17 protein-coding genes are annotated in these 25,723 nt (G+C 72.5%); 9 read left to right on the top strand and 8 right to left on the bottom strand.

Annotated features, from left to right (window positions below; translation table 11 throughout):
* Window positions 1–279: 279 nt before the first annotated feature.
* Window positions 280–3,009 carry a pyruvate, phosphate dikinase gene (gene ppdK, locus ACGF3J_RS02715; protein WP_161327184.1) on the bottom strand — a complete coding sequence of 910 codons (2,730 nt, stop codon included), beginning with the start codon at window positions 3,007–3,009 and terminating at the stop codon, window positions 280–282.
* Between the two features lie 480 nt (window positions 3,010–3,489).
* On the opposite strand from ppdK, the gene ACGF3J_RS02710 reads away from it, so the two are divergent.
* Window positions 3,490–5,415 carry a CDP-alcohol phosphatidyltransferase gene (locus ACGF3J_RS02710; protein ID WP_393853419.1) on the top strand — a complete coding sequence of 642 codons (1,926 nt, stop codon included), beginning with the start codon at window positions 3,490–3,492 and terminating at the stop codon, window positions 5,413–5,415.
* Here ACGF3J_RS02710 and dusB read toward each other — a convergent pair whose 3' ends face one another.
* Complete coding sequence (gene dusB, locus ACGF3J_RS02705; protein ID WP_161327183.1) at window positions 5,416–6,582, bottom strand: tRNA dihydrouridine synthase DusB; 1,167 nt, start codon at window positions 6,580–6,582, stop codon at window positions 5,416–5,418.
* A 108-nt stretch (window positions 6,583–6,690) separates the two neighbouring features.
* Between dusB and ACGF3J_RS02700 the strand changes: the two genes are divergently transcribed.
* The gene (locus ACGF3J_RS02700; RefSeq protein WP_161327182.1) at window positions 6,691–8,136 is read left to right on the top strand and encodes an MFS transporter; all 1,446 of its coding nucleotides are present in this window, start codon (window positions 6,691–6,693) and stop codon (window positions 8,134–8,136) included.
* Window positions 8,137–8,331: 195 nt separating this feature from the next.
* On the opposite strand, the gene ACGF3J_RS02695 is transcribed toward ACGF3J_RS02700, so the two are convergent.
* Complete coding sequence (locus ACGF3J_RS02695; protein ID WP_393853418.1) at window positions 8,332–12,696, bottom strand: HAD-IC family P-type ATPase; 4,365 nt, start codon at window positions 12,694–12,696, stop codon at window positions 8,332–8,334.
* Between the two features lie 9 nt (window positions 12,697–12,705).
* Window positions 12,706–13,476 (bottom strand): histone H1-like repetitive region-containing protein, encoded by a 771-nt coding sequence (locus ACGF3J_RS02690; protein WP_346346145.1) that lies wholly within the window; start codon window positions 13,474–13,476, stop codon window positions 12,706–12,708.
* Window positions 13,477–13,694: 218 nt separating this feature from the next.
* On the opposite strand from ACGF3J_RS02690, the gene ACGF3J_RS02685 reads away from it, so the two are divergent.
* A complete protein-coding gene (locus tag ACGF3J_RS02685) occupies window positions 13,695–14,783 on the top strand; it encodes a chitinase (protein ID WP_161329508.1) in 1,089 nt (362 codons plus the stop codon).
* A gap of 109 nt (window positions 14,784–14,892) precedes the next feature.
* On the opposite strand, the gene ACGF3J_RS02680 is transcribed toward ACGF3J_RS02685, so the two are convergent.
* On the bottom strand, window positions 14,893–16,275 hold the full coding sequence (locus ACGF3J_RS02680; RefSeq protein ID WP_122620202.1) for a glycine--tRNA ligase: 1,383 nt from the start codon (window positions 16,273–16,275) through the stop codon (window positions 14,893–14,895).
* 159 nt (window positions 16,276–16,434) lie between these two features.
* Between ACGF3J_RS02680 and ACGF3J_RS02675 the strand changes: the two genes are divergently transcribed.
* From ACGF3J_RS02675 to ACGF3J_RS02660, 4 genes are read left to right on the top strand one after another with little or no spacing between them, the layout of a single operon-like run.
* The gene (locus tag ACGF3J_RS02675; protein ID WP_161329507.1) at window positions 16,435–17,400 is read left to right on the top strand and encodes a zinc ABC transporter substrate-binding protein; all 966 of its coding nucleotides are present in this window, start codon (window positions 16,435–16,437) and stop codon (window positions 17,398–17,400) included.
* 26 nt (window positions 17,401–17,426) lie between these two features.
* Window positions 17,427–18,197: a metal ABC transporter ATP-binding protein gene (locus ACGF3J_RS02670; RefSeq protein WP_161329506.1), complete on the top strand. Its 771-nt coding sequence runs from the start codon at window positions 17,427–17,429 to the stop codon at window positions 18,195–18,197.
* Between the two features lie 9 nt (window positions 18,198–18,206).
* Window positions 18,207–19,109, top strand: coding sequence for a metal ABC transporter permease (locus tag ACGF3J_RS02665; protein WP_161329505.1), 903 nt, complete (start codon window positions 18,207–18,209; stop codon window positions 19,107–19,109).
* Window positions 19,110–19,165: 56 nt separating this feature from the next.
* The gene (locus tag ACGF3J_RS02660; RefSeq protein WP_161329504.1) at window positions 19,166–19,585 is read left to right on the top strand and encodes a Fur family transcriptional regulator; all 420 of its coding nucleotides are present in this window, start codon (window positions 19,166–19,168) and stop codon (window positions 19,583–19,585) included.
* An 86-nt stretch (window positions 19,586–19,671) separates the two neighbouring features.
* On the opposite strand, the gene ACGF3J_RS02655 is transcribed toward ACGF3J_RS02660, so the two are convergent.
* Together ACGF3J_RS02655 and recO are read right to left on the bottom strand one after the other, a co-directional pair.
* Window positions 19,672–20,508, bottom strand: a complete 837-nt coding sequence (locus ACGF3J_RS02655) for an isoprenyl transferase (protein ID WP_161329503.1) — start codon at window positions 20,506–20,508, stop codon at window positions 19,672–19,674.
* A gap of 42 nt (window positions 20,509–20,550) precedes the next feature.
* Entirely contained in the window at window positions 20,551–21,300 is a 750-nt protein-coding gene (recO, locus tag ACGF3J_RS02650; protein ID WP_161329502.1) for a DNA repair protein RecO, read from the bottom strand.
* A 237-nt stretch (window positions 21,301–21,537) separates the two neighbouring features.
* Between recO and ACGF3J_RS02645 the strand changes: the two genes are divergently transcribed.
* Together ACGF3J_RS02645 and ACGF3J_RS02640 are read left to right on the top strand one after the other, a co-directional pair.
* Window positions 21,538–22,266: an alpha/beta hydrolase gene (locus ACGF3J_RS02645; protein WP_161329501.1), complete on the top strand. Its 729-nt coding sequence runs from the start codon at window positions 21,538–21,540 to the stop codon at window positions 22,264–22,266.
* A gap of 94 nt (window positions 22,267–22,360) precedes the next feature.
* Window positions 22,361–23,854 carry an alpha/beta hydrolase gene (locus tag ACGF3J_RS02640; RefSeq protein ID WP_161329500.1) on the top strand — a complete coding sequence of 498 codons (1,494 nt, stop codon included), beginning with the start codon at window positions 22,361–22,363 and terminating at the stop codon, window positions 23,852–23,854.
* Here the strand turns inward: ACGF3J_RS02640 and ACGF3J_RS02635 are convergent.
* Window positions 23,839–25,470: an alpha/beta hydrolase gene (locus tag ACGF3J_RS02635; RefSeq protein WP_161329499.1), complete on the bottom strand. Its 1,632-nt coding sequence runs from the start codon at window positions 25,468–25,470 to the stop codon at window positions 23,839–23,841. The genes ACGF3J_RS02640 and ACGF3J_RS02635 overlap by 16 nt on opposite strands.
* Window positions 25,471–25,723: the final 253 nt, after the last annotated feature.

Below are 25,723 nucleotides of genomic sequence, written 5' to 3'. Positions count from 1 at the left end.
CAGCTTGCTGCTGCTCAACTCACAGGGATTCACACCATGGAACGCGTCACAAACAGCGAGTGAACGCCAAGAGGCGGCACCCTCCGCACAGGGTGCCGCCTCCTCGCGTGGACCGGAGCCGCCGCCGATCGGTGAGGGTGGTCGGGTGACAGACGGCGGCTCCGGGGTCTTCGGGCCGTGCAGGCCGATGCGGTGGGCCCGTGCCCCGAAGGGGCGCGGGGAACTGCGCGACCAGCCACAGCGGTCCCGCAGCGACGCACCGGCCTCCCGGCGGAGCGGTCAGCGGTGGTCGCTGCCCTTCGAGCGCGACGCCGCGCGGCCGGCCTCCAGGCGGGCGACCGGGATCCGGAACGGGGAGCAGGAGACGTAGTCCAGACCCACCTCGTGGAAGAAGTGGACCGACTCCGGGTCGCCGCCGTGCTCGCCGCAGACGCCGAGCTTCAGGTCGGGGCGGGTGGCGCGGCCGGCCTTCGCGGCGGCGGCGACCAGGGAGCCGACGCCGTCCTTGTCGATGGTCTCGAACGGGGAGACGCCGAAGATGCCCTTCTCCAGGTAGGCCGTGAAGAAGCTGGCCTCGACGTCGTCGCGGCTGAAGCCCCACACGGTCTGGGTCAGGTCGTTGGTGCCGAAGGAGAAGAACTGGGCGGCCTCGGCGATCTGACCGGCGGTCAGCGCGGCGCGCGGCAGCTCGATCATCGTGCCGATGGACAGCTTGAGCTTCGCGCCGGTCGCCGCCTCGACCTCGGCGATGACCTGGTCGGCCTCGTCGCGGACGATCTCCAGCTCCTGGACGGTGCCGACCAGCGGGATCATGATCTCGGCGCGCGGGTCGCCCTTGGCCGCCTTGCGCTCGGCCGCGGCCTCGGCGATAGCCCGGACCTGCATGGTGAACAGGCCGGGGATGACCAGGCCGAGGCGGACGCCGCGCAGACCGAGCATCGGGTTCTGCTCGTGCAGGCGGTGCACGGCCTGGAGGAGGCGCAGTTCGTTCTCGTGCGGCTCCTGCCGGGACTCGGCCAGCGCCACGCGGACCGACAGCTCGGTGATGTCGGGCAGGAACTCGTGCAGCGGCGGGTCCAGGAGGCGGACGGTGACCGGGAGTCCGTCCATCGACTCGAAGAGCTGGACGAAGTCCTGCTTCTGGAGCGGCAGCAGCTCCTTCAGGGACTCCTCGCGCACGGCCTCCGTGTCGGCCAGGATGAGCCGCTCCACCAGCTCGCGCCGGTCACCGAGGAACATGTGCTCGGTGCGGCACAGGCCGATGCCCTGGGCGCCGAAGCGGCGGGCCCGCAGCGCGTCCTCGGCGTTGTCGGCGTTGGCCCGCACCCGCAGCCGGCGCTTGCGGTCGGCGAAGGCCATGATCCGGTGCACGGCCTCGACCAGTTCGTCGGCGTCCTCGGCGCCCGCGTGCATACGGCCCTCGAAGTACTCCACGACCGGGGAGGGCACGACCGGGACCTCGCCCAGGTAGACCTTGCCGGAGGAGCCGTCGATGGAGATGACGTCGCCCTCCTCGACGACGTGCCCGCCGGGCACGGTCATCCGGCGGCGCTTGGTGTCGACCTCCAGCTCCTCGGCGCCGCAGACGCAGGTCTTGCCCATGCCGCGCGCGACCACGGCCGCGTGGGAGGTCTTGCCGCCGCGCGAGGTCAGGATGCCCTCGGCGGCGATCATGCCGTCCAGGTCGTCGGGGTTGGTCTCGCGGCGCACCAGGATGACCTTCTCGCCCGACCGGGACCACTTGACGGCGGTGTACGAGTCGAAGACCGCCTTGCCGACCGCCGCGCCCGGCGAGGCGGCGATGCCCCGGCCGACCTTCTCGACCTTGGCGTCCTCGTCGAAGCGCGGGAACATCAGCTGCGCGAGCTGGGCGCCGTTGACGCGCTGGAGGGCCTCGGCCTCGTCGATCAGGCCCTGGTCGACGAGCTGGGTGGCGATGCGGAAGGCGGCGCCCGCCGTGCGCTTGCCGACGCGGGTCTGGAGCATCCACAGCTGGCCGCGCTCGATGGTGAACTCGATGTCGCAGAGGTCCAGGTAGTGGTTCTCCAGCGTCTCCATGATCCGCATCAGCTCGTCGTACGACTTCTTGTCGATCGACTCGAGCTCGGCGAGGGCGACGGTGTTGCGGATGCCCGCGACGACGTCCTCGCCCTGCGCGTTCTGGAGGTAGTCGCCGTAGACGCCCTGGTGGCCGGAGGCGGGGTCGCGGGTGAAGGCGACTCCGGTGCCGGAGTCGGGGCCGAGGTTGCCGAAGACCATGGAGCAGACGTTGACCGCGGTGCCGAGGTCGTGCGGGATGCGCTCCTGGCGGCGGTAGAGCTTGGCGCGCTCGCCGTTCCAGGAGTCGAAGACGGCCTTGATGGCGAGGTCCATCTGCTCGCGCGGGTCCTGCGGGAAGTCCCGGCCCGCCTCGGTCTTGACGATCTTCTTGAACTTGGTGACGAGCTTCTTGAGGTCGGCGGCCTCCAGCTCGGTGTCGACCGCGACCTTCTTGGCCGCCTTGGCCGCCTCCAGCGCCTCCTCGAAGAGGTCGCCGTCGACGCCGAGGACGGTCTTGCCGAACATCTGGATCAGGCGGCGGTAGGAGTCCCAGGCGAAGCGGTCGTCGCCGGCCTGCTTGGCCAGGCCCTGCACCGACTTGTCGGAGAGGCCGATGTTGAGGACCGTGTCCATCATGCCGGGCATGGAGAACTTGGCTCCGGAGCGGACCGACACGAGGAGCGGGTCGTCCGCCTGGCCGAGCTTCTTGCCCATCTTCACTTCGAGGGCGTCGAGGTGCGCACTCACCTCGTCACGCAGTGCCGCCGGCTCCTCGCCGCTGTCGAGGTAGGTCTTGCAGGCCTCGGTGGTGATCGTGAAGCCGGGAGGGACCGGAAGGCCCAGGTTGGTCATCTCGGCGAGGTTCGCGCCCTTGCCACCGAGGAGGTCCTTGAGGTCCTTGTTGCCCTCGGTGAAGTCGTAAACGAACTTCGTCGCGTTCGTTACCTGAGGTTCTTTGTTTTCCGACACGGGTCTCGACTCCTCGAGGACGCGGTGGCTGCCCTGACGGCGAGGAATCTACCCAGATCAAAGGCCCCTGGGTACGTCCACTTGTGCGTCATACGCCTGTAACCACCCGTCCGCCAGCGGATCGAAAGTCAAGGCTTGGCAAGCGACCGACCGCTTGTGTTTTCACTTCTTGAACGAATGAACCCTCCAGGGCCCTGCGTTACGCTCACATGAGCGGCAATCTTCACGTCTGAGTTCGATCGATGAACGATCAAGAGGTGGCACTGAGTGCCACACCTTGGAGAAGTGGAGTCGCCCAAGATCCGCTCATCTGAGCGCCACCGCTATCAGAGGTGGCGAGAATCACGCTGCCACAGGCCGCGGTTTTTCACCATGCGGACGGGTGAACGGACCGCCCGCCGCGGACGTACGTCACTGCGGCGGGTCCGGCCCCCTCGCCGGGCCCGCCGTCCACCGGGATTCGTACGGAAGGACCTCCGGGTGCCCGTCTTCACGCGCTTTCGTCAGCCACCGACCCCGGCCGATGAGCCGCACGAGGACGACGAGGCACACGAGCTCACCGAGTCGCACGAGCCGGACGAACCGCGCGAGCCCGACGTGGTCGAGCCCGACGACCCCGGGGAGGCCATCGAAGCCACCGACGGCACCGAAGCCGCCACCGGGGCCGACACCGGCACCGAAGCCGCCCCCGGCGCGCAGCCCGCCGCCGAGCCCGGGCCGGCCGCCCGCACGTCCCGCCTCGCCCACTGGCGGGCCTGGCGCACCCGTCACCCCCGTGCCGCGCTCGTCCTGCGCCGGACGACGACCGTCGTCGCCGCCGTGCTGGTGCTCGGGGCCCTGCTGCTGCCGAACACCTTCGTCGCGCTGGAGCCCAGCCGGTTCGCGCGGATTCCGGCGGAGGCGGTCATCGCGGCGGTGCTGCTGCTCTGCCTGCCGCGCGCCGCACGGCTGGTGGCGGCGGCGCTCTTCGGTGTCGGCCTGGGCGTGCTGACCGTGCTGAACCTGCTCGACATGGGCTTCACCGAGTACCTGGGGCGGGGCTTCAACGTGGTCCTCGACTGGGGGCTGCTGGACGACGCCCAGTCGTACGTGGCGGACTCGATGGGCGGCGCGGCGGCGGCCTGGGCGGCCGTGGGCGCGGTGCTGCTCGTCCTGCTGCTGCTGGTGGTGATGGCCCTGGCGGCGGTCCGGCTCGGGGAACTGCTCGCCGCGCACCGGGAGCGGGCGGCCCGGGGCGCGCTGATGGCGGCCACCGTGTGGATGACCTGTGTGGCGCTGGGTGTGCAGACCTTCGGCGTGCCGGTCGCCACCCGGAGCGCCTCCGGGGCGCTGGAGGCGCAGGCCCACCGGGTGGTGGACACGCTGCGCGACGAGGCGGCGTTCGCGAAGGAGGCGAAGGCGGACCGGTTCGGGGCCACGCCCGGCGCGCAGCTGGTGCCCGACCTGCGCGGCAAGGACATGATCTTCACGTTCATCGAGAGCTACGGCCGCAGCGCCATCGAGGACCCGGTGATGGCGCCCGGCGTCGACCGGACCCTGGACGAGGGCACGAAGGCGCTCGCCGAGGCGGGCTTCAGGGCGAAGAGCGGCTGGCTGACGTCGGCGACGTACGGCGGCAGCAGCTGGCTCGGCCACTCCACGTTCATGTCGGGCCTGTGGGTGGACAACCAGCAGCGGTACCGCACCGTCAGCGCGGGCGACCACCTCACCCTCACCAAGGCGTTCCAGAAGACCGGCGACTGGGACACGGTCGGTGTGATGCCGGGCGTGCAGAAGGCGTGGCCGGAGTCGGAGTGGTTCGGCCTCGACAAGGTCTACGACGCCTTCGACGTGGGCTACCGCGGGCCGAAGTTCAGCTGGTCCACCATGCCGGACCAGTACGCGCTGGAGGCGTTCCAGCGTCTGGAGCACGGCAGGGAGCGGGACCGGCCGCTGATGGCGGAGGTCGTCCTGACCTCCAGCCACCAGCCGTGGGCGCCGCTGCCCAGGATGGTGGACTGGGACGAGGTCGGCGACGGATCGGTCTACGACGGCATCGAGGCGTCCGGAGTCGAGGCGTCGGACATCATCGCCGACTCCACCCGCTCCAAGGAGGAGTACGGCAAGTCGATCGAGTACTCGGTGACCAGCCTCACCCAGTGGCTGGAGCGCTACGGCACCGACGACACGGTCCTCGTCTTCCTCGGCGACCACCAGCCGCTCGCCCGGGTCAGCGGGGACAAGGCGAGCCGGGACGTGCCGGTGTCGGTCGTCGCCAAGGACCCGAAGGTGCTCGACGCCATCGACGACTGGAACTGGACGGAGGGGCTGAAGCCCGCCGAGGACGCGCCGGTGTGGCGGATGAGTTCGTTCCGCGACCGCTTCCTGACGGCGTACGGCTCCACCCCGCACCCGACCACGGGCTGATCAGCCGCCGGAGGTGTCCAGCTCCGCGTCCTCGCCGACGCCGGCGCAGTCGTACGGGTCCTTCAGCCAGCCGTCCGGCAGGACCACCCGGTTGTTGCCGGAGGTGCGGCCGCGCGGGCCGTCGGCGCCGGTGGGCCAGGGCTGGTCCAGGTCGAGTTCGTCGAGGCCCGCGCGCAGCGCCTCCAGGGAGGAGGTGATCGCGAGGCGCTTGCGCATCTCGGAGCCGACCGCGAAGCCCTTGAGGTACCAGGCGACGTGCTTGCGGAAGTCGATGACGCCGCGCGCCTCGTCGCCGATCCACTCCCCCAGCAGCGTGGCGTGCCGGACCATGACGTCGGCGACCTCGCGCAGGGCGGGCCGGGCGAAGGAGTCGGTGCGGCCCTCGAAGGCGGCGACCAGGTCGGCGAAGAGCCACGGCCGCCCGAGACAGCCGCGCCCGACGACGACGCCGTCGCAGCCGGTCTCGCGGACCATGCGCAGCGCGTCCTCGGCGGACCAGATGTCGCCGTTGCCGAGCACCGGGATCTCCGGGACGTGCTCTTTGAGCCGGGCGATGGCGTCCCAGTCGGCGGTGCCGCCGTAGTGCTGGGCGGTGGTGCGGCCGTGCAGGGCGATGGCGGTCACGCCCTCCTCGACGGCGATGCGGCCGGCGTCGAGGAAGGTGAGGTGGTCGTCGTCGATGCCCTTGCGCATCTTCATGGTGACGGGCAGGTCGCCGGCGCCGGTGACGGCCTCGCGGACGATGGCGCGCAGCAGGTTCCGCTTGTACGGGAGGGCCGAGCCGCCGCCCTTGCGGGTCACCTTGGGCACGGGGCAGCCGAAGTTCAGGTCGATGTGGTCGGCGAGACCCTCCTCCGCGATCATGCGGACGGCCCTGCCGACGGTCACCGGGTCCACGCCGTACAGCTGGATCGAGCGCGGCTTCTCGGTCGCGTCGAAGTGGATGAGCTGCATGGTCTTCTCGTTGCGCTCGACCAGCGCCCGGGTCGTGATCATCTCGCTCACGAACAGGCCCTTGCCGCCGCTGAACTCACGGCACAGCGTGCGGAACGGCGCGTTCGTGATCCCGGCCATCGGTGCGAGCACCACGGGCGGTGCGACGGTGTGCGGGCCGATCCGCAGGGGTGCGGCGGTGGTGCCGGGGGCGGGCGTGGTGAGCGTGGACATTCCTCCATTGTCACGTACGCCGGGCAGTGCTCGGCGGGGCCTCGGACCGGGGATCATGTATTGGTCATTAGTTAGCCGCACTATCGAAACGGGCGTACGATGGCGGTCATGCCGGAGCTCACCCACCGCCGACGCATGCTCGTGCTCGCCATCTGCTGCATGAGCCTGCTGATCGTGAGCATCGACAACACCATCCTCAACGTGGCCCTGCCCTCCATGCAGCGCGACTTCGGCGCGAGCACGTCGGGGCTCCAGTGGGCGGTCGACGCGTACACGCTCGTGCTGGCCGCGCTGCTGATGCTGGCCGGCTCCACCGCGGACCGGATCGGCCGCAAGCGGGTCTTCATGACCGGGCTTGTGGTCTTCACCCTCGGCTCGCTGCTGTGCTCCCTGGCGCCCGACCTGTCCTCTCTGGTCGTCTTCCGGATGATCCAGGCGGTGGGCGGTTCGATGCTCAACCCGGTCGCCATGTCGATCATCACCAACACCTTCACCGACCCGCGGGAGCGGGCCCGCGCGATCGGGGTGTGGGGCGCGGTGGTCGGCATCTCCATGGCCGCCGGGCCGCTGGTGGGCGGGGTGCTGGTGGAGTCGGTCGGCTGGCGTTCGATCTTCTGGGTCAACCTCCCGGTGGGCCTCGCCGCGCTGCTGCTCACCCTGCGCTTCATCCCCGAGTCCCGGGCGCCCAGGGCCCGCCGGCCCGACCCGCTGGGCCAGCTGCTGGTGATCGTGCTGTTCGGCTCCCTGACGTACGCGATCATCGAGGCGCCGAACGCCGGGTTCACGGCGGTGCTGCCGTTCGCGGCGCTGGCGCTGGCCGCGCTGGCCGGCCTGCTCGTGCACGAGCCGCGTCGCGCCGAGCCGCTGATCGAGCTGCGCTTCTTCCGGTCGGCTCCGTTCAGCGGCGCCACCGTCATAGCGATCAGCGCGTTCGCGGCGCTGGGCGGCTTCCTGTTCCTGTCCACGCTGTACCTCCAGAACGTGCGGGGACTGAGCGCCCTGGAGGCCGGGTTGTGGATGCTGCCGATGGCCGTCCCGACCTTCCTGTGCGCCCCGCTGTCCGGGCGGCTGGTCGGCAGCCGGGGGCCGCGGCTGCCGCTGCTGATCGCGGGCGGCGCGCTGACCGTGAGCGGGGCGCTGTTCGCCGCCTTCGAGGCCGAGACCTCCGACGTCACCCTCTTCGCCGGCTACGTCCTGTTCGGCATCGGCTTCGGCTTCGTCAACGCGCCCATCACCAACACGGCGGTCTCCGGCATGCCCCGCGCCCAGGCCGGGGTGGCCGCCGCCGTCGCCTCCACCAGCCGCCAGCTGGGCCAGACGCTGGGCGTGGCGGTGGTCGGCGCGGTGCTGGCGACGGGGGTGGGCGCCTCCTCGTACCGGGACACCTTCGTCTCGGCCTCCCGCCCCGGCTGGTGGATCCTGGCCGCCTGCGGCCTCGCGGTCCTCGTCCTGGGCGCCGCCACCACCGGCCGCTGGGCCCGCCACACGGCGGAACGAACCGCCGAGCGACTCAGGTCACCGGAGGCACAGGAGGCGGCGCGGGCGGAGGCCTGACGCGCTCCACAGGGGCGCGGAGAACCGCGCGCCCGGCCCGCACGCCCGTACCCGAGCGAGAGACACAGCACCCCCTCGTCCCCGGCCCTCCTCACGCCCCGAAGGGGCGCGGGGAACTGCGCGACCAGCCCCCACCCACCCGCAGACGGCGACGTACCCGCCCCTCCCCTACCCCCTCCGCACACACCCCCGGCCTCAGCGCAGCGGAATCGGCAACCGCTCCGCCAGCATCGGCCAGTACTTGAGGACCGCCTCCTCCACCTCCGGCAGCGCCCGCTGGCCCGCCAGGGCCAGGACGATCGCCGCCGCCACGCCCGTCCACGCCACCGGGCCCAGCGGCGTGCAGCCGAAGAGGCGGCTCACGCCCGGGGTCTGGACGAGGGCGACCAGCGCGGCCGCCGAACCCAGGGACGTGACCTGGACCAGGCGGCTGTCGCGGCGGTCGGCGAGGGTCTGGGCGAGCTGGGTGCCGACCACGGCGCACAGGGCCATCGTCGTGGAGCGGCGGTCCGTGCCCGGCGTGAAGCGGCCGAAGAGCCAGGCCGCGGTCGCCCCGAGCGCCGTGGTCAGGGCCCGGTGCCGGATCTGCCGCAGCAGGGGCTCGCCCAGCACCGCCGTACCCAGCGGCGCACCCGCGTCGGCGGCCTCCTGCTCGGGATCTCCCGTGCGCGTCACCGCGACCGCCATCGCCGGGAACAGGTCGGTGAAGAGGTTCACCAGCAGCATCTGCCGGGTCGACAGCGGCGAGGAGCCGCTCAGCACCGTGCCGAGGATGCCGAAGCCGACCTCGCCCGCGTTGCCGCCGATCAGGATCGCGATGGCGTCGGCGACGCTGTGCCACAGCGCCCGGCCCTCGCGGACCGCCTCCACCAGCACCAGCAGGTCGTCGCCGGTCACCACCAGGTCGGCGGCGTTGCGGGCGGCGGCCGAGCCGCGGGCGCTGATGCCGACGCCGATGTCGGCGGCGCGGATGGCGGCGGCGTCGTTGGCGCCGTCGCCGACCATGCCGACGACCCGCCCGGCGTCCCGCAGCGACTCGACGACCTGGAGCTTCTGCTCCGGCGCCACCCGGGCCACGACGTCCGCGTCGCGCAGCATCCGGGAGCGCGCCGTACGGTCGGCGGCGGCGAGTTCGTCGCCGGTGACCACGACCGCGTCCTCGGGCCAGCCCAGGTCGACGGCGATGGCGTGGGCGGTCTGCGGGTGGTCGCCGGTCAGCACCACGGGCCGTACGCCCGCCTCGCGCAGCCCGCGCACCAGCGCCGGGGACGTCTCGCGGGGTACGTCGGCCAGCGCCAGCAGCCCCGTGAACTCCAGTTTCGCCGGCTGCTGTTCGAGAACGTCGGCCGCCTTCTCGCCCCGGCGCAGGGGGCGGGAGGCCACCGCGATGATGCGCAGTCCGTCGCGGGCCAGGGCCTGCGCCACCTCCAGGGCGTGCGACGGCAGGTCGGCGCAGGCCGGCAGCACCGTCTCCGGGGCGCCCTTGACCACCAGCGTCTCGGGGCCGCCGGCCCGGTCCCGTCCGACGGCGGCGGCGTAACCGCGCGAGGTCTCGAAGGGCAGACCCTCCACCTGCGTCCACCCCGGGTCGTCACCCGCCGCGTCCAGGACCGCCTCGTCGGTGGCGTGGGTGGGCCGCGCCCCGTCGCCGTTCAGCCGGGGGACGGCGCGCGCGGCGGTCCGTACGGCGTCGGCCGCCTCCGGGTCGCCCACCCTGCGGACCGTGCCGTCGGCGCCCGCGACGCGCGTCAGCCGCAGCCTGTTCTCGGTGAGCGTGCCGGTCTTGTCGAAGCAGATGGTGTCCATCCGGCCCAGCGCCTCCAGCGTGCGCGGGGTGCGCACGAGGACCCCGCGACGGCTCAGCCGCCGGGCCGCCGCGAGCTGCGCCACCGTCGCCACCAGCGGCAGCCCCTCGGGGACGGCGGCCACCGCGACCGACACCCCGCCGGCGACGGCCTGCCGGACCGGCGCCCCGCGCAGCAGCGACAGACCGGTGACCGCGGCCCCGCCCGCCAGGGTGAGCGGCAGCGCCTTGCGGGTCAGTTCCTGGAGCCTGGCCTGCACCCCGGCCGCGGCGGGCGTCCGGGCGGCGAGCGCCACCGCCCGCGCCGCCTCGGTGTGGTCGCCGATGTCCACGACGACGGCGCGGGCACGGCCGGCCACCACGGTCGTGCCCTCGAAGACCATGCAGTACCGCTCGGCCACCGGGGCCCTGGGCGCCGGGTCCACGCTCTTGCCCACCGGCAGCGACTCACCGGTCAGCGCGGACTCGTCCACCTCCAGACCGTCCTCCCACAGCAGCCGGGCGTCGGCCGGGACGACGTCGTCCGTCTTCAGTTCGATCACGTACCCCGGGTGCAGCCGGGACGCGTCCATGATGCGTGGCAGCCCGCCCTCCCGTTCGGGCTCATCGGTGACCCGGGCCTTCTGCGTCTGCTCGGCCAGCAGCCCGGACAGCGCCCGCTCGGCGCGAAGCCGCTGGAACCCGCCGACCAGTGCGTTCAGGTCGAGCGCCCCGACCACCAGCAGGGCGTCCACGACCGACCCGAGGATCGCGGAGGCCGCCGAGCCGACCGCGAGCACCGGGGTGAGCGGATCGTCCAGCTCCCCGCGGACCGCCCGGGCCAGCTCCCACGACCAGAACGCCGGGACCAGCACCGGCACCCGGCCCGCCCGGTCGGCGACCGCGCGCAGCCGGGCCGCGGCCTGCTCGACGACGGTCGCGGCGGGCTCGCCCTCCCGTTCCAGACGGTCCCGTACGGCGTCCAGGTCCAGCGCGTGCCACGCCACCCGGGCCCGGGGATGCGGGGCGCGGGCCATCGCCACGCCGACCGCCGCACGCGTCCCGGACAGCAGGGCCGCCGCCGCGCTCGCGTCGACCGGCGCGTGCCGCAGCCCGGACAGCGCGATGAAGCTCGGCCTGCCCCGGCGCCGGCCGCGCGCCTCGCCGACCGCCACCAGCAGCCCGGACAGCGCGGCGCCGGACCGGGCCAGCGTCTGCGAGCGCCGCCCGATGGCACGGGCCGCGGGCACCGCCCGCAGCAGCCGCCACACGTCGGCGAGCCCCTGCGGAGCGATCACGTCCGCGCCCCACGCCACCGGGGAGTCCGCGTCGGCCAGGGCGACCGCCACGTCCCCGGCGAGCAGCCCGGCCAGCACCGAGTCGTCGTCCTCGGGCCGCGGGCGTACGACCGTGACGACGCCGCCCTCGGGGCGCAGTTCGGCCACGACGTCGGCGAGCGGGCGCCGCGCGTCGACGACCTGGTCCGCGAGGCCGGTGAAGTCGGCCAGCGCCGGGTCCTGGACCATCACCACGCGCAGGCCGGCCCGCCGGGCCGCGTCCAGCACGTCCTCGGTCCACGGGTCGGCGCCGTCGTCCGGCAGCCTCAGCGCGCTCGGGTGCAGCACGACCGTGCGGGCCATCTCCAGCTGCCGCAGCCGTCCCGGGTCGCGCACCAGCACACCGGTACGGGAAAGGGCCGCGCTCAGTACGGCGCGGAAGGCGGCGGGACCGTACCGCGCGGCCTTGGGCGAGCCGGCCAGCACGGCCTCGGCCGCCTCGGCCACGTCGTGCTTGACCAGCAGCGTCGCCGCGGCGCCCGCGACGCTGCCGGCCGAGGCGTGGGCGGCGTAGTCCTGGGCCGGGGAGGTGCGCGGCGCCGGGCGCAGGGTGAGGTCGGCGGGCAGGCTGCCGCGGCCGGGGGCGCAGAGCTGGTCGTGCACCACCTCGAAGGCCGCCGTCCGGGCCACCGCCTCCGTCAACTGGCAGGCGCGCAGGGCTCCGTCGAGGACCAGCGAGGTGGGGCTCTGCCCGGCGCCGTGCACGGCGGCGTTGGCGGCGGCCAGCGCCACGTCCATGCGGTGGTCGCCCATCCGCTCGCGCAGCCAGGCGCGGAAGGCCGGGTTCTCGCGCAGCAGTGTCGCAACGGCGGTGATCAGGCGCGGCGAGGGCGGCAGCCGCAGGCGCGCGCCGGTCACGGCGGCGGCGATGCCGAGGAGGTCGGCGCCGAGGGCGGTCGCGGCGACGCGCACCGAGGCCGGGTCGCCGGGGTGGGCCAGTTCGTCCACCTGGTCGCCGATGTCCTCCCGGTCCCGTCCGTCCGTCCGGGTGAGTCCGTGCCGCTCGGCGACTTCGGTGACGCGGTCCACGACCGAGTCGCTCAGCCCCTCCTCGGTCGCGGTCACCACCAGTCTGGCGAGGCCCGTGTCCCAGTAGGCGACCAGCACGTCCGGGTGTTCGGCCACCTCCGCGGCCACCCTTCGCGCGACGCGTTCCGTGCCGCCCGCCAGGCGCACCTCGTCGGACTCTGCCGGGGCGAGGGCGAGGTGGGCCCGGGGTCCGGCCCGCCAGTCCCGGGTGCCGCCGGGCAGCGCGGACCGGGCGACCCGGGCCGCGCGGGCGGCGAAGTCGGCGCCTCGCACACCGGCCCGCGCGGTGCCCGCGACCGCGCCGGCGGCGGCGCCGACGGCGGGTGCGGTGGAGCGGGCGAGCAGCCGGGGGCCGGCCAGTACCAATCCGGTGACGGCGTCCTGGGACCGCGTCAGAAGTGCGCCGACCATGGCCGTGGCTCAGCTCGTCCTGGAGGTGCGCGAGGCGGCCGTCCTGCGGCCGCCGGCCGAGCCCGAGGCGGGGGGACGGCTGGACGACGTCTTCTTTCCCGAGCGGCTCCTGCTCCGCGCGGGTGACGCGGTCTTCTTCGCGGGGGCCTTCCTGGCGGCGGTCTTCTTGGCGGTCGTCTTGCCGGCGGCCGTCTTCTTCGCCGTGGCCTTCTTGGCCGTGGCCTTCTTGGCGGTCGCCTTCGTCGCCGCGGCCGACTTCTTCGTCGCCGCGGTCGCCTTCTTCGCCGCGGCGGACTTCGTGGCCGCCGACTGGGCCGTGGCCTTCTTCGCGGTGGTCTTCTTCGCCGCCGCCTTCTTCGCCGCGGCCGACTTCGAGGCGGCCGACTTCGAGGCGGCCGACTTAGAGGCGGTCGAGTTCGCCGCCGCGGTCTTGGCGGTGCTCTTCCTGGCGGCGGCGCTCTTCCGGGCGGCCTCAGTGGCACCGGTACCACCAGTGCCCCGCCCGGCGACCCCGTTCCCGTTCCGCCGCCGTGACTGCGTCAGCCAGGCCACCGCCGCTCCGGTGAGCGCCACCGGCCACTCCACCAGTCCGGCGACGCCCAGCACCCCCGCACCCGTGTACACGATCACGCGCCGGCCGCGCGGCGACACCGCGCCGATCCGTTCCAGCGCGCCCTCGGCGGCCTTACCGACCGTCGTGGCACCCGGCACCTTCTGTACCGCGGAAGCGGCCGCGTGCAACGGCCGCGGGAGTGTCTGCGCCGACTTCTGCTCAGCCATGACTCTTCGTCCTCGCCCTGTCCGTGCGGTGGGAAACCCTGGGAACATCACCTTCCGCACAACTCCGCGTTCCCGCACCTCGGGCGTCACCCCGACGGCGTCACCGCGCCACCGACGGATCATTTGGTCCAGACCTCTTGACGAAAGGTCTGGACCACACCACTGTCATGCCTACGACAGCCCCACACCTCACCGCACCCCCCACCGGGAGGCCCGGCATGATCCGCCCCAAGGTCCGCCGCAGGATCCGTCTACTGGCCGCCGCGCTGGCGGCCGCCGTCCTGGCCCCGCTGGGGGCCACCACCGCGTCCGCCGCACCCGCGCCCACCCCCACCGCCGCCCCCGCGGCCGACACCTGCGCGGTGAAGTCCAAGCCCGTCGGCAAGGTCCTCCAGGGCTACTGGGAGAACTGGGACGGCGCCGCCAACGGCGTGCACCCGCCCTTCGGCTGGACGCCCATCACCGACTCGCGCATCGGCGCCCACGGCTACAACGTGCTCAACGCCGCCTTCCCGGTGATCCGCTCCGACGGAACGGCCCTGTGGGAGGACGGCATGGACACGGGCGTGAAGGTGGCGACGCCCGCGGAGATGTGCGCGGCCAAGGCGTCCGGGCAGACGATCCTGCTCTCCATCGGCGGCGCGACGGCCGGCATCGACCTCAACTCCACCGCCGTCGCCGACCGTTTCGTCGACACGATCGTGCCGATCCTGAAGAAGTACAACTTCGACGGCATCGACATCGACATCGAGACCGGCCTGACCGGCAGCGGCAGCATCGGCCAACTCTCCACGTCCCAGGCCAACCTGATCCGCATCATCGACGGCGTGCTCGCCCGCATGCCCTCGAACTTCGGCCTCACCATGGCCCCGGAGACCGCCTACGTCACCGGCGGCAGCGTGACCTACGGCTCCATCTGGGGCGCGTACCTCCCCATCGTCAAGAAGTACGCGGACAACGGCCGCCTGTGGTGGCTGAACATGCAGTACTACAACGGCAGCATGTACGGCTGCTCCGGCGACTCCTACTCGGCCGGCACGGTCCAGGGCTTCACCAAGCAGACCGACTGCCTCGACAAGGGCCTGGTCATCCAGGGCACGACGATCCGGGTGCCCTACGACAAGCAGGTACCGGGCCTGCCCGCACAGCCCGGCGCGGGCGGCGGACACATGTCCCCGTCCCTGGTGTCCCAGGCCTGGAACCACTACAACGGCGCCCTCAAGGGCCTGATGACGTGGTCCCTCAACTGGGACGGCTCGAAGAACTGGACCTTCGGCGACAACGTGAAGTCACTGCAGGGCCGCTGAGCCGGGAAGGGCGAGCAGGGAAGCCCGAACCGAGACCCCAGGCCCCCGGAACCGAAACGCCCACCCCCCTCCCGACCGAGTCGGGTGGGGGGTGGGCACAGTCCGGCGGTCAGCAGCCGACGAGCCTCGAAGCGAGGTATCCCTCGATCTGGTCCAGCGACACACGCTCCTGCTTCATGGTGTCCCGCTCCCGCACGGTCACCGCGTTGTCGTCCAGCGTGTCGAAGTCCACCGTCACACAGAACGGCGTCCCGATCTCGTCCTGACGCCGATACCGGCGACCAATCGCGCCCGCGTCGTCGAACTCGATGTTCCAGTTCTGCCGCAGCGCCTGCGCGAGCCCCTTCGCCTTGGGCGACAGCTCGGGGTTGCGGGACAGCGGCAGCACGGCGACCTTCACCGGGGACAGCCGCGGGTCGAGCCGCAGCACGGTGCGCTTCTCCAGCTTGCCCTTGGCGTTGGGCGCCTCGTCCTCGATGTACGCGTCGAGCAGGAAGGCCAGCATGGCCCGGCCGACACCGGCCGCCGGCTCGATGACGTACGGCGTCCAGCGCTCGCCGGCCTCCTGGTCGAAGTAGGAGAGGTCCTGGCCGGAGGCCTTGGAGTGCGAGGAGAGGTCGTAGTCGGTGCGGTTGGCCACACCCTCCAGCTCGCCCCACTCACTGCCGCCGAAGGAGAACCGGTACTCGATGTCGGCGGTGCGCTTGGAGTAGTGGGAGAGCTTCTCGGCCGGGTGCTCGTACCAGCGCATGTTCTCCTCGCGGAGACCCAGGCCCGTGTACCAGTTCCAGCGCTGCTCCATCCAGTACTCCTGCCACTTCTCGTCCTCGCCCGGCTTGACGAAGAACTCCATCTCCATCTGCTCGAACTCGCGGGTCCGGAAGATGAAGTTGCCGGGCGTGATCTCGTTGCGGAAGGACTTGCCCATCTGGGCGATGCCGAACGGCGGCTTGCGGCGCGAGGTGGTCTGCACCTGGGCGAAGTTGGTGAAGATGCCCTGGGCGGTCTCGGGCCGCAGGTAGGCGACGGAGCCGCTGTCCTGGGTCGGGCCGAGGTGGGTGGAGAGCAGACCGGAGAACTGCTTGGGCTCGGTGAAGGTGCCCTTGTTGCCGCAGTTGGGGCAGTTGAGGTCGGCCAGGCCGTTCTCGGGAGCCTTGCCCTTCTTCTCCTCGTAGGCCTCCTCCAGGTGGTCCGCGCGGAACCGCTTGTGGCAGGAGGTGCACTCGGTCAGCGGGTCCGTGAAGGTGGCGACGTGACCGGAGGCCACCCAGACCTCGGGGGCCAGGATCACGGAGGAGTCGAGACCGACGACGTCCTCGCGCGAGGTGACCATGTAGCGCCACCACTGGCGCTTGAGGTTCTCCTTGAGCTCGACACCGAGCGGGCCGTAGTCCCAGGCGGCGCGCTGACCGCCGTAGATCTCACTGCAGGGGAATACGAAGCCACGGCGCTTGCTCAGGCTGACGATGGTGTCGATCTTGTCGGCGGCCACGGTGCTCTCTTCATTACGACGACGGGCGACGAAGCGAGATGCTTCCAGAGAATGCTTCAGGTTACCGGCGTGGACTGCCCCTCAACCAAATCGGGTCCGCGTCCGCCTCCGAAACATCATTGTTGACAACCGTTTCCATATTCGTTGAAAATGGGTGTCATGAACGCTCGACGACGCCGTATATCCGGCATAGCAGTCACCGCGGCCACCGCACTCGGCCTCGGTACCCTCTCCGCCTGCTCCAGCGACAGCTCCGCCGCGGGCAACACCGACAAGTTCGACGTCGTCGCGTCGTTCTACCCCTTGCAGTACCTGGCCGAGCAGATCGGCGGGGACCACGTGAACGTCACCACGCTCACCGAGCCCGGCCAGGAGCCGCACGACCTGGAGCTGAGCGCCAGGCAGACCGCGGAGCTGGGTGAGGCGGACGCCGCGCTCCACCTGACCTCGCTCCAGCCGGCGGTGGACAAGGCCATCGACCAGTCCGACGTCAAGACCAAGATCGACGCGGCCGAACTGACGAAGCTCGAGGACCACGGGAACGTCGAGCACGACCACGGGGGCGAGGAGCACTCCGAGGAGGAGCACTCCGAGGAGGGTCACGCCCTCGACCCGCACGTCTGGCTGGACCCGGTGAAGTACGGCGAGATCGCCGAGGGGGTCGCCAAGGCCTTCGAGAAGGCCGACCCGGACAACGCGGCCGACTACCGGAAGAACGCCGACGCCCTGGCCAAGAAGCTGGCCGGCCTGAACACCGCGTACAAGGACGGCCTGGCCGACACCGACACCAAGGTCTTCTTCACCAACCACGCCGCCTTCGGCTACCTCGCCGAGCGCTACGGGCTGACCCAGGAGGCCATCAGCGGCGTCGATCCGGAGAGCGAGCCCAGCCCGGCGCGGATCAAGGAACTCCAGAAGGAGGCCAAGGCCGACGGCGTCACCACCGTCTTCTACGAGACCCTGGTGTCCGACAAGACCGCCAAGACCCTCGCCAAGGACGCGGGCCTGAAGACCGGCGTCCTGGACCCGCTGGAGGGCATCACGGACAAGTCCAAGGGCGACGACTACGTCGAGGTCATGGAGTCCAACCTCAAGGCGCTCCAGACCGCCCTCGGCGCCAAGTGACCATTCCGACCGATACGGAGGGCACCGTGAGCGACGAGCCCGTCATATCCCTGCGCGGCGTCCGCGCCGAACTCGGCTCCCGCCCCGTCCTGCGCGGCATCGACCTCACCGTGCGCCGCGGTGAGGTCGTGGCCCTGCTCGGCGCCAACGGCTCGGGCAAGTCCACGGCCGTGCGCACCGTCATCGGACAGGTGCCGGTCACGGCCGGGCAGATCGAGCTGTTCGGCACCGCGCGGCGCCGATTCCGCGACTGGGCACGCGTGGGGTACGTCCCGCAGCGCACCACGGCCGCGGGCGGCGTCCCCGCCACGGTGACCGAGGTGGTCTCCTCCGGCCGCCTCTCCCGTACCCGCTTCGGCATCCTGCGCAAGGCCGACCACGAGGCCGTGCGCGGTGCCCTGGAGGTGGTCGGCATGGCCGACCGGGCCAAGGACTCCGTGGACGCGCTCTCCGGCGGCCAGCACCAGCGGGTGCTGATCGCCCGCGCGCTCGCCGCCGGCCCGGAGCTTCTGATCATGGACGAGCCGATGGCCGGCGTCGACCTGGCCAGTCAGGAGATCCTGGCCGAGACGCTCCGGGCACAGGTCTCCGCCGGTGCCACCGTCCTGCTCGTCCTGCACGAACTGGGCCCCCTGGAGCCGCTGATCGACCGGGCGGTGGTCCTGCGGGACGGCTGCGTCGTGCACGACGGCCCACCCCCCGAGGCGGTCGGCCAGCACGCGCTGCCCGGCCACGACCACGTACACCCGCACGCGCCGGCCCACGCCGAGCCTGCCCGCACCGGCCTGCTGAGCTGAGAAGTCCTGATGGAAATCCTGAACTACGCCTTCATGCAGCGGGCCCTGCTGGCCTCCGTCCTGGTCGGCGTCACCGCGCCCGCCATCGGCATCTACCTGGTCCAGCGCCGCCAGGCCCTGATGGGCGACGGCATCGGCCACGTCGCGATGACCGGCGTCGGCCTCGGCTTCCTGCTCTCCTGGTCCCCGGTGTGGATGGCGACCCTGGTCTCGGTGCTCGGCGCGGTCCTGATGGAGCTGATCCGCTGGTACGGCAAGACCCGCGGCGACATCGCCCTCGCGATGCTCTTCTACGGCGGTATGGCCGGCGGCGTGATGTTCATCAACCTCGCGCCGGGCGGGTCCAACGCCAACCTGACCTCCTATCTCTTCGGCTCGCTCTCGACGGTCTCCGAGTCCGACGTCACCGCGATCTGCCTGCTGGCCGCCTTCGTGGTCCTGGTCACCCTGGGCCTGCGCCGGCAGCTGTTCGCGGTCAGTCAGGACGAGGAGTTCGCCCGGGTCACCGGCCTGCCGGTGCGCGCGCTGAACCTGCTGACGGCGGTCACGGCCGCGGTGACGGTGACGGTCGCGATGCGCGTCGTCGGGCTGCTGCTGGTGTCGGCGCTGATGGTGGTGCCGGTGGCCGCCGCACAGCAGCTCACCCGCAGCTTCGCCGCCACCTTCGCGATCGCCGTCGCGCTCGGCGTCACCGTGACGATCGGCGGTACGGTGACTTCGTACTACCAGGACGTGCCGCCCGGCGCGACGATCGTGCTGCTCACCATCGCCGCCTTCATCCTGCTGACCGCTCTGGCCGCCCCGCTGGCCCGCAGACGCGCGCGGACGCCGGCCGCGGTGCCGCGGGACGGAGATCCGGCGGGGTGCGACATTCCGGCCACGAGGGGGGCCGGCGACGCGAACGACCTCTGACGGACGGCCGGGCTGGCACAATGGCCCGGCAAGCCGCAGATGTGAGGAGGAATCCGGTGACGACCGCTGGACCGCCCGTGAAGGGCCGCGCCACCCGGCAGCGGGCCGCCGTCTCGGCGGCTCTCCAGGAGGTCGAGGAGTTCCGCAGCGCACAGGAGCTCCACGACATGCTCAAGCACAAGGGCGACTCGGTGGGGCTCACCACGGTCTACCGCACCCTCCAGTCCCTCGCCGACGCCGGCGAGGTCGACGTCCTGCGTACCGCCGACGGCGAGTCCGTCTACCGCCGCTGCTCCACCGACGACCATCACCACCACCTGGTCTGCCGCGGCTGCGGCAAAGCGGTGGAGGTCGAGGGACCGGCCGTGGAGAAGTGGGCCGAGGCCATCGCCGCCGAGCACGGCTACGTCAACGTCGCCCACACCGTGGAGATCTTCGGCACCTGCGCCGACTGCGCGGCTGCCTCCGGCGGCTGAGCCGCCGGGTCCGGGGCTGCGCCCCGGACCCCCTTTTCCGGCCTGTTTTCCGGCCTGACGGCCTCGTCCTCGATCGCCGGACGGGCTCAGTTCCCTCCGCTCCGGCCCTCCATGGCCAGAAGCTCCTCGTTGGGGATGGCGCCGCCGAACCGACGGTCGCGGGAGGCGAACTCCAGGCACGCCCGCCACAGGTCGCGCCGGTCGAAGTCGGGCCACAGCACGTCCTGGAACACCATCTCGGCGTACGCGCTCTGCCAGAGCAGGTAGTTGGACGTGCGCTGCTCGCCGCTGGGCCGCAGGAACAGGTCCACGTCCGGCATGTCCGGGTAGTACAGGTACTTCGCGAGGGTCTTCTCGTTGACCTTCGACGGGTCGAGCCTCCCGGCCCGCACGTCCTCGGCGAGGGCCTGCGCGGCGTCGGCGATCTCGGCGCGGCCGCCGTAGTTCATGCAGAAGTACAGCGTCAGCCGGTCGTTGTCCTTGGTCTGCTCCTGGGCGACCTGGAGCTCCTTGGCCACGGACTTCCACAGCTTCGGCATCCGGCCCACCCAGCGCACGCGGATCCCCAGCTCGTCGAGCTGGTCGCGGGTCTTGCGGATGAAGTCCCGGTTGAAGTTCATCAGGAAGCGCACCTCGTCCGGCGACCGCTTCCAGTTCTCGGTGGAGAAGGCGTACAGCGAGATGTTCTTCACGCCCATCTCGATCGCGCCCTGGAGCACGTCGAGCACCCGCTCGGCCCCGACCTTGTGCCCCTCGGTCCGCGGCAGCCCGCGGTCCTTGGCCCAGCGCCCGTTGCCGTCCATGACGATCGCCACATGCTCGGGGACCAGCTCACCGAGGCCCGGGGGCCGCGCGCCGGACGGGTGCGGCTCCGGCGTCCTGTACTCCCGGCGCTGCCGCCCAAGGATCCCGCGTACCGCCATGTGTCTCTCGTCTCCTCGTACTGTGTTTCTGCGTGGTTCTGCCTAGGACTTCTCGACGTACCGCAGGGAGCGCAGGCCCCGCTCCAGGTGCCAGTGCAGATAGGCGGACACCAGGCCGCTGCCCTCCCGCACGTACCGCGGCTCGCACGCGTCCGCGGTCCCCCAGTCTCCCGTGAGCAGCGCCCCGAGCAGTTCCAGGGCCTGCGGCGAGGGTACGACGCTGCCGGGCACCCGGCAGTCGGCGCAGACGGAACCGCCCGACCCGACCGAGAAGAACCGGTTCGGACCGGGCAGGCCGCACTTCGCGCAGTCCCCGAAGGTCGGCGCGTACCCGTTCACCGCCAGCGAGCGCAGGAGGAACGCGTCGAGCACGAGGTTCGGCGCGTGCTCGCCCCTCGCGAGGGTGCGCAGCGCGCCGACGAGCAGCAGGTACTGCTGCACCGCCGGCTCGCCCTCGTGGTCGGTGAACCGCTCGGCCGTCTCCAGCATGGCCGTCCCGGCGGTGTAGCGGGCGTAGTCCGTGACGATCCCGCCGCCGTACGGCGCGATGGTCTCGCTCTGCGTGCACAGCGGCAGCCCGCGCCCGACCAGCTCGCTGTTCTTGGCGAAGAACTGCACGTCGACATGTGAGAACGGTTCGAGGCGGGCCCCGAACTTCGACTTCGTCCGCCGCACCCCGCGCGCCACGGCGCGTACGCGTCCGTGACCGCGCGTGAGCAAGGTGATGATCCGGTCCGCCTCACCCAGCTTCTGGGTGCGCAGCACGATGCCGTCGTCGCGGAACAGACTCATGCCGCCCATTCTCGCGCATGCCCCGGGGGGCCTCGCCACGACCGCGGACATCGGGGTGCGCCGCGGAAAACCTGTTGGCGGCCCACGCCGGGCGCTGCTAGTTTCCCGGTGGCCGTGCGACAGAGCGAGGAGGTGGTACCCGTGAACGTTTCGACGTGGGTGCTCCCCTCCGGGGTCACGGTCGGGCGATAGGTCGTCCGGGAGCGCCGTTCAAGCGCACTCCCGAAAGGCACGACCATGCACTTCACTTCCGAACGACGCCTCGACGACGGTGTCGTCGCCCGCGCGTTCACCCTCGGCGAGATCCCCGGCACCCTGTGGACGCCGGAATCCGAGTCCGCCGCACCGGTTCCGCTGGTCCTCATGGCCCACAACAACGGCATGGCCAGGACGGAGCCCCGGCTGGTGGCCCGGGCCCGGCACACCGCGGCGGCCGGCTACGCGGTGGCCTCCATCGACGCCGCCGGATGCGGTGACCGACCCCGTTCCGCGGCCGACGAGCGGGTACGCGCCGACCTCCGCCGGGCGATGCGGGCCGGGGAGCCGGTCGACGAGATCTTCGAGTCGCTGGTCGGCCCGCTGGTCGAGAACGCGGCACCGGAATGGCGGACCACCCTGGACGCCCTCCTCGCGCTGCCCGGGATCGGCGGCCCGGTCGGGTACTCGGGGTGGATGGCCCTCGGCATCCGCCTCGCGGTGGACGAGCCGCGCGTCGCTGCCGCCGGCTTCTTCGCCGGCGGTTTCGTGCCCCGCGCCCAGCGCGAGGAGGCACGGCGGGTCTCCGTTCCGCTGCTGGTCCTGCTGCAGTGGGACGACGAGGGGAACCCCCGGCAGCGGGCCCTGGACCTCTTCGACGCCTTCGGCAGCAAGGAGAAGACGCTGCACGCCAACATGGGCGGGCACACCGGCACCCCGTGGTTCGAGGTGCAGGACGGGGACAGGTTCTTCGGCCGGCACCTGAAGTAGGCCTGCGGCGGGGGTGGTTCCTCGGGTAAACCCCCGTACGAAGAGGGTTGTTGACCGGATGTGGGCGGCTCCGGCGATCCGTGAGGCTCGTCGTATGACGCAGCGCAAGCGAATCGTCCGCGACGCCGCCCTCGTCGGCGTCTCCACCGCACTCCTCGGGATCACCGCGCCGTTCACCGCCTCCGCCGCGACCGCGGACCCGGCCGGGACCCTCACCTGGACGGACTGCGGCGGGGGCGCCGACCCCCGTCAGCAGTGCGCCACGCTCCAGGTGCCCATGGACTACGCCGATCCCGGCGGCCCCCGTATCGACATCGCCGTCTCGCGCATCCGGAGCGAGGATCCGGACGCCCGGCGCGGGACACTGCTCCTCATCCCCGGCGGGCCGGGCGGGTCCAGTCTGGGCGACCCGTCGGGGAAGGGGCAGAAGCTGCCGCGCGAGGTCCGGGACGCCTACGACCTCGTGGGGTTCGCGCCGCGCGGGGTCGCCCCCTCCGCCTCCGTCGACTGCGGGCTTCGGACCGCCGACCTCGCCACCTCCAGGCTCCGCCCCTGGCCCGCCCCCGACGGCTCGATCGACGCGAACCTCGACACCGCCCGGCGCATCACCGGCGCCTGCCTGCGCAACGGCGGCGAACTGATGCGGCACCTCGGCACCGCGAACGAGGCCCGCGACCTCGACCGTCTCCGGGCCGCGCTCGGCGAGCGGAAGATCTCCGCGTGGGGGGTGTCGTACGGGACGTACGTCGGCGCGGTGTACGCGCAGCTCTTCCCGCACCGCACGGACCGCGTCGTGCTGGACAGCAACGACGACCCGGACCCGACCCGCGTCGCCCGGGCCTGGCTGGCCGGGCACGAGCAGGGCGTGGAGGACACCTTCCCGGACTTCGCCGCGTGGGCGTCGCAGCCGGGCAACCCGGACCGCGTGGCACTCCGGGCCGCCGACGTACGGCCTCTGTTCCTGCGGCTCGCCGACCGGTTGGACCGTACGCCGATCCCGTGGCCGGGGGCCAACCCGGAGGAGCTGAACGGCAACGTGCTGCGCCAGACGATGCTGGACAGCCTGTACCGCCCCAGCAGCTATCCCACGCTCGCCAAACTGATGCGGGCCGCGGCGCAGGGCACGGTGCCGCCCGCGCCCCCGACGCCGCCCGAGTCCGTGCTGCAGAACGTCACCGCCGTGGGCGTCGGGACGATCTGCAACGACGTCGCCTGGCCGAAGTCGCCCGCCGTGTACCGCAAGGACGTGGCCGAGAGCCGCGTCAAGTACCCGCTCACCGCCGGGATGCCCCGCAACGCGATGGTGTGCGCCGCCTGGCCCCACCCGCCGCGCGAGGCGCCGGTGCGGATCACCGGCCGGGGGCCGTCCAACGTCCTGCTCGTCCAGAACGAACGGGACGTGGCCACCCCGCTCAGCGGCGCCCGGAAGATGCGGGAGGCGCTCGGCCGGCGCGCGGTCATGGTCACCGTCGACTCCACCGGCCACGATGCCTACCTCGCCAACGGCAACGCCTGCGGCGACCGGACCGTCTCCCGCTTCCTCGCGACGGGTCAGCGGCCCTCCGCCGACCTCTACTGCGAGGGCTGAGACGGGCCCGCCGTCCCGCCGCCGCCGGTGGCCACACCGCCGCGCGGCTCGGGTGCGGCGAAGGGCTGGGTGTCCGGCTCGCACGTCGTCCCGGCCGGCGGGAGGACGCCGTCCACGAGGTAGCGGCTCACGTGATCGCCCACGCAGGCACCGGGGTTGAGCAGCGCGGTGTGTCCGTAGCCGTGGTGGGTGAGCAGCCGGGCGCCGGCCAGCTCCTCGGCCATGGTCTCGGCGTTCGTGAACGGGGTCGACGGATCGTAGGTGGTGCCGACCACGAGCGCCGGGTGCGCCGTCGGACGGTCCCACGGGCCCGTGTAGCGGTCGGGGGAGATCGCGGGCCAGGTGGCGCAGGGTTCCGCGGCCCAGGTCCAGAAGCGCCCCGCGTCGCCCGAGCGTGCGGCGGCCTCCTCCTCCAGCGCGTGCATGCTCGCCGGGTCACGGGGGTTGGGGCTGTCGCCGCAGATGATCGCGGCCGCCTGCTCGTCGCCCTGGTACGGCGTCGGCACGGGCGGCGCCACGGCGGGCGCGGCGGCCGCCTCGGGGGCCTGCCCCTGCCACAGGGCCTGGAGCCGGGCGGCCAGCTCAGCCCAGCCGGGGTCGACGACGTACAGGCTGTTCACGACGTCCCCGATCGTCCTGGCGTACGTCCACGACTCCACCGGCTCGTCGCGCAGGCGCCGCGTCAGGTCCTCGAACTTGTCACGGGTGGCCTGCGCGGTGCCGGCCGAGAACGGGCAGGTCCCGGCGGTCGCGGAGCCGCACAAAGACAGGAACCGCTCCAGCGTCGCCGCCGCCGTGCGGTCCGCGCCGGTGCGCAGGAAGGTGGGGAGCAGGGCCTGCTCCGACCCGTCGTTGGTCCACGCGGAGGGGGCGATGTTGCTGTCGAGCACCAGGGCGCGGACCTTGTCCGGGTACAGGTTGGCGTAGGTGGCGCCGAGGATCGTGCCGTAGGAGATGCCCAGGTAGGTGAGGAGGTCCTCGCCGAGCGCCTCGCGGAGCCGGTCGAGGTCGTGGGCGGTGTCGGCGGTGGAGACGTGGCGCAGCAGCTCGGCGTCGCGGGCCTCGCAGGCCCGGCCCAGCTCCCGGAAGGCGTCGATCCAGGCGTCCCGCTCCGCGTCGCCCACCGGGAACCCGGCGGGGTGGGTCGCGGTCCAGGTCTCGGCGTCCTCCGCGTCGGCGAAGCAGTTCACGGCCGTGCTGTTGCCGACGCCCCGGGGGTCCCAGCTGACGATGTCGAACCGCTCCCGGACCTCGGCGGGGAAGGACTCGTAGTTCTGCGGCATCTGCACGGTGCCCGGTCCGCCGGGGCCGCCGGGGTTGAACAGCAGGGTGCCCACGCGCCGGGCGGCGTCGGTGGCCTTGCGCCGCACCACGGCCAAGTCGATGGTGCGCCCGCCGGGGTTCGCATGGTCCAGCGGCATCTTCGCCGTCGCGCAGTCGTACCGTCCGTCCTCGGGGCAGGGCCGCCAGTCCAGCTCCGGGGCGGAGACCGCGGGTGCCGGGCCGCCGGCCACGGCGAAGGGGGAGCCGGTCAGCACGGTGGAGCAGGTCAGCGCCGCGACGGCGACCGCGGCACACCTCCTGAGGCGGCCGGCTATCGGGCCAGTGAGTCGCATTGCCACGTCCTTTCGCGCTCGAGCGCCCGACGTCGCCCGGACCTGGCTGCCGGCGCGCGTCCGTGACCACCTGACCGCGTCGGTGACCGCCCCGCGAGCCGACCGCGCCCGAACGGGCCGCCGGCAGTCCCCGCCGTAGTGCCGGGCCGGGGCGTGGAAGGCCCGTCGTCCGTCGGTCCACGGCGGGGTGGCGAAGGCCGGCGGTGCCGTGCCGGAGACCGGCCGGCGCCGGAGGTCATCCGACGCCGGGGAT

Origin of the sequence: Streptomyces sp. NPDC048171, assembly GCF_043202655.1 — a bacterium.
GTDB lineage: Bacteria > Actinomycetota > Actinomycetes > Streptomycetales > Streptomycetaceae > Streptomyces.
Note: the sequence above shows the minus strand (reverse complement) of the source record. Positions and strands in the feature narration are given on the sequence as shown.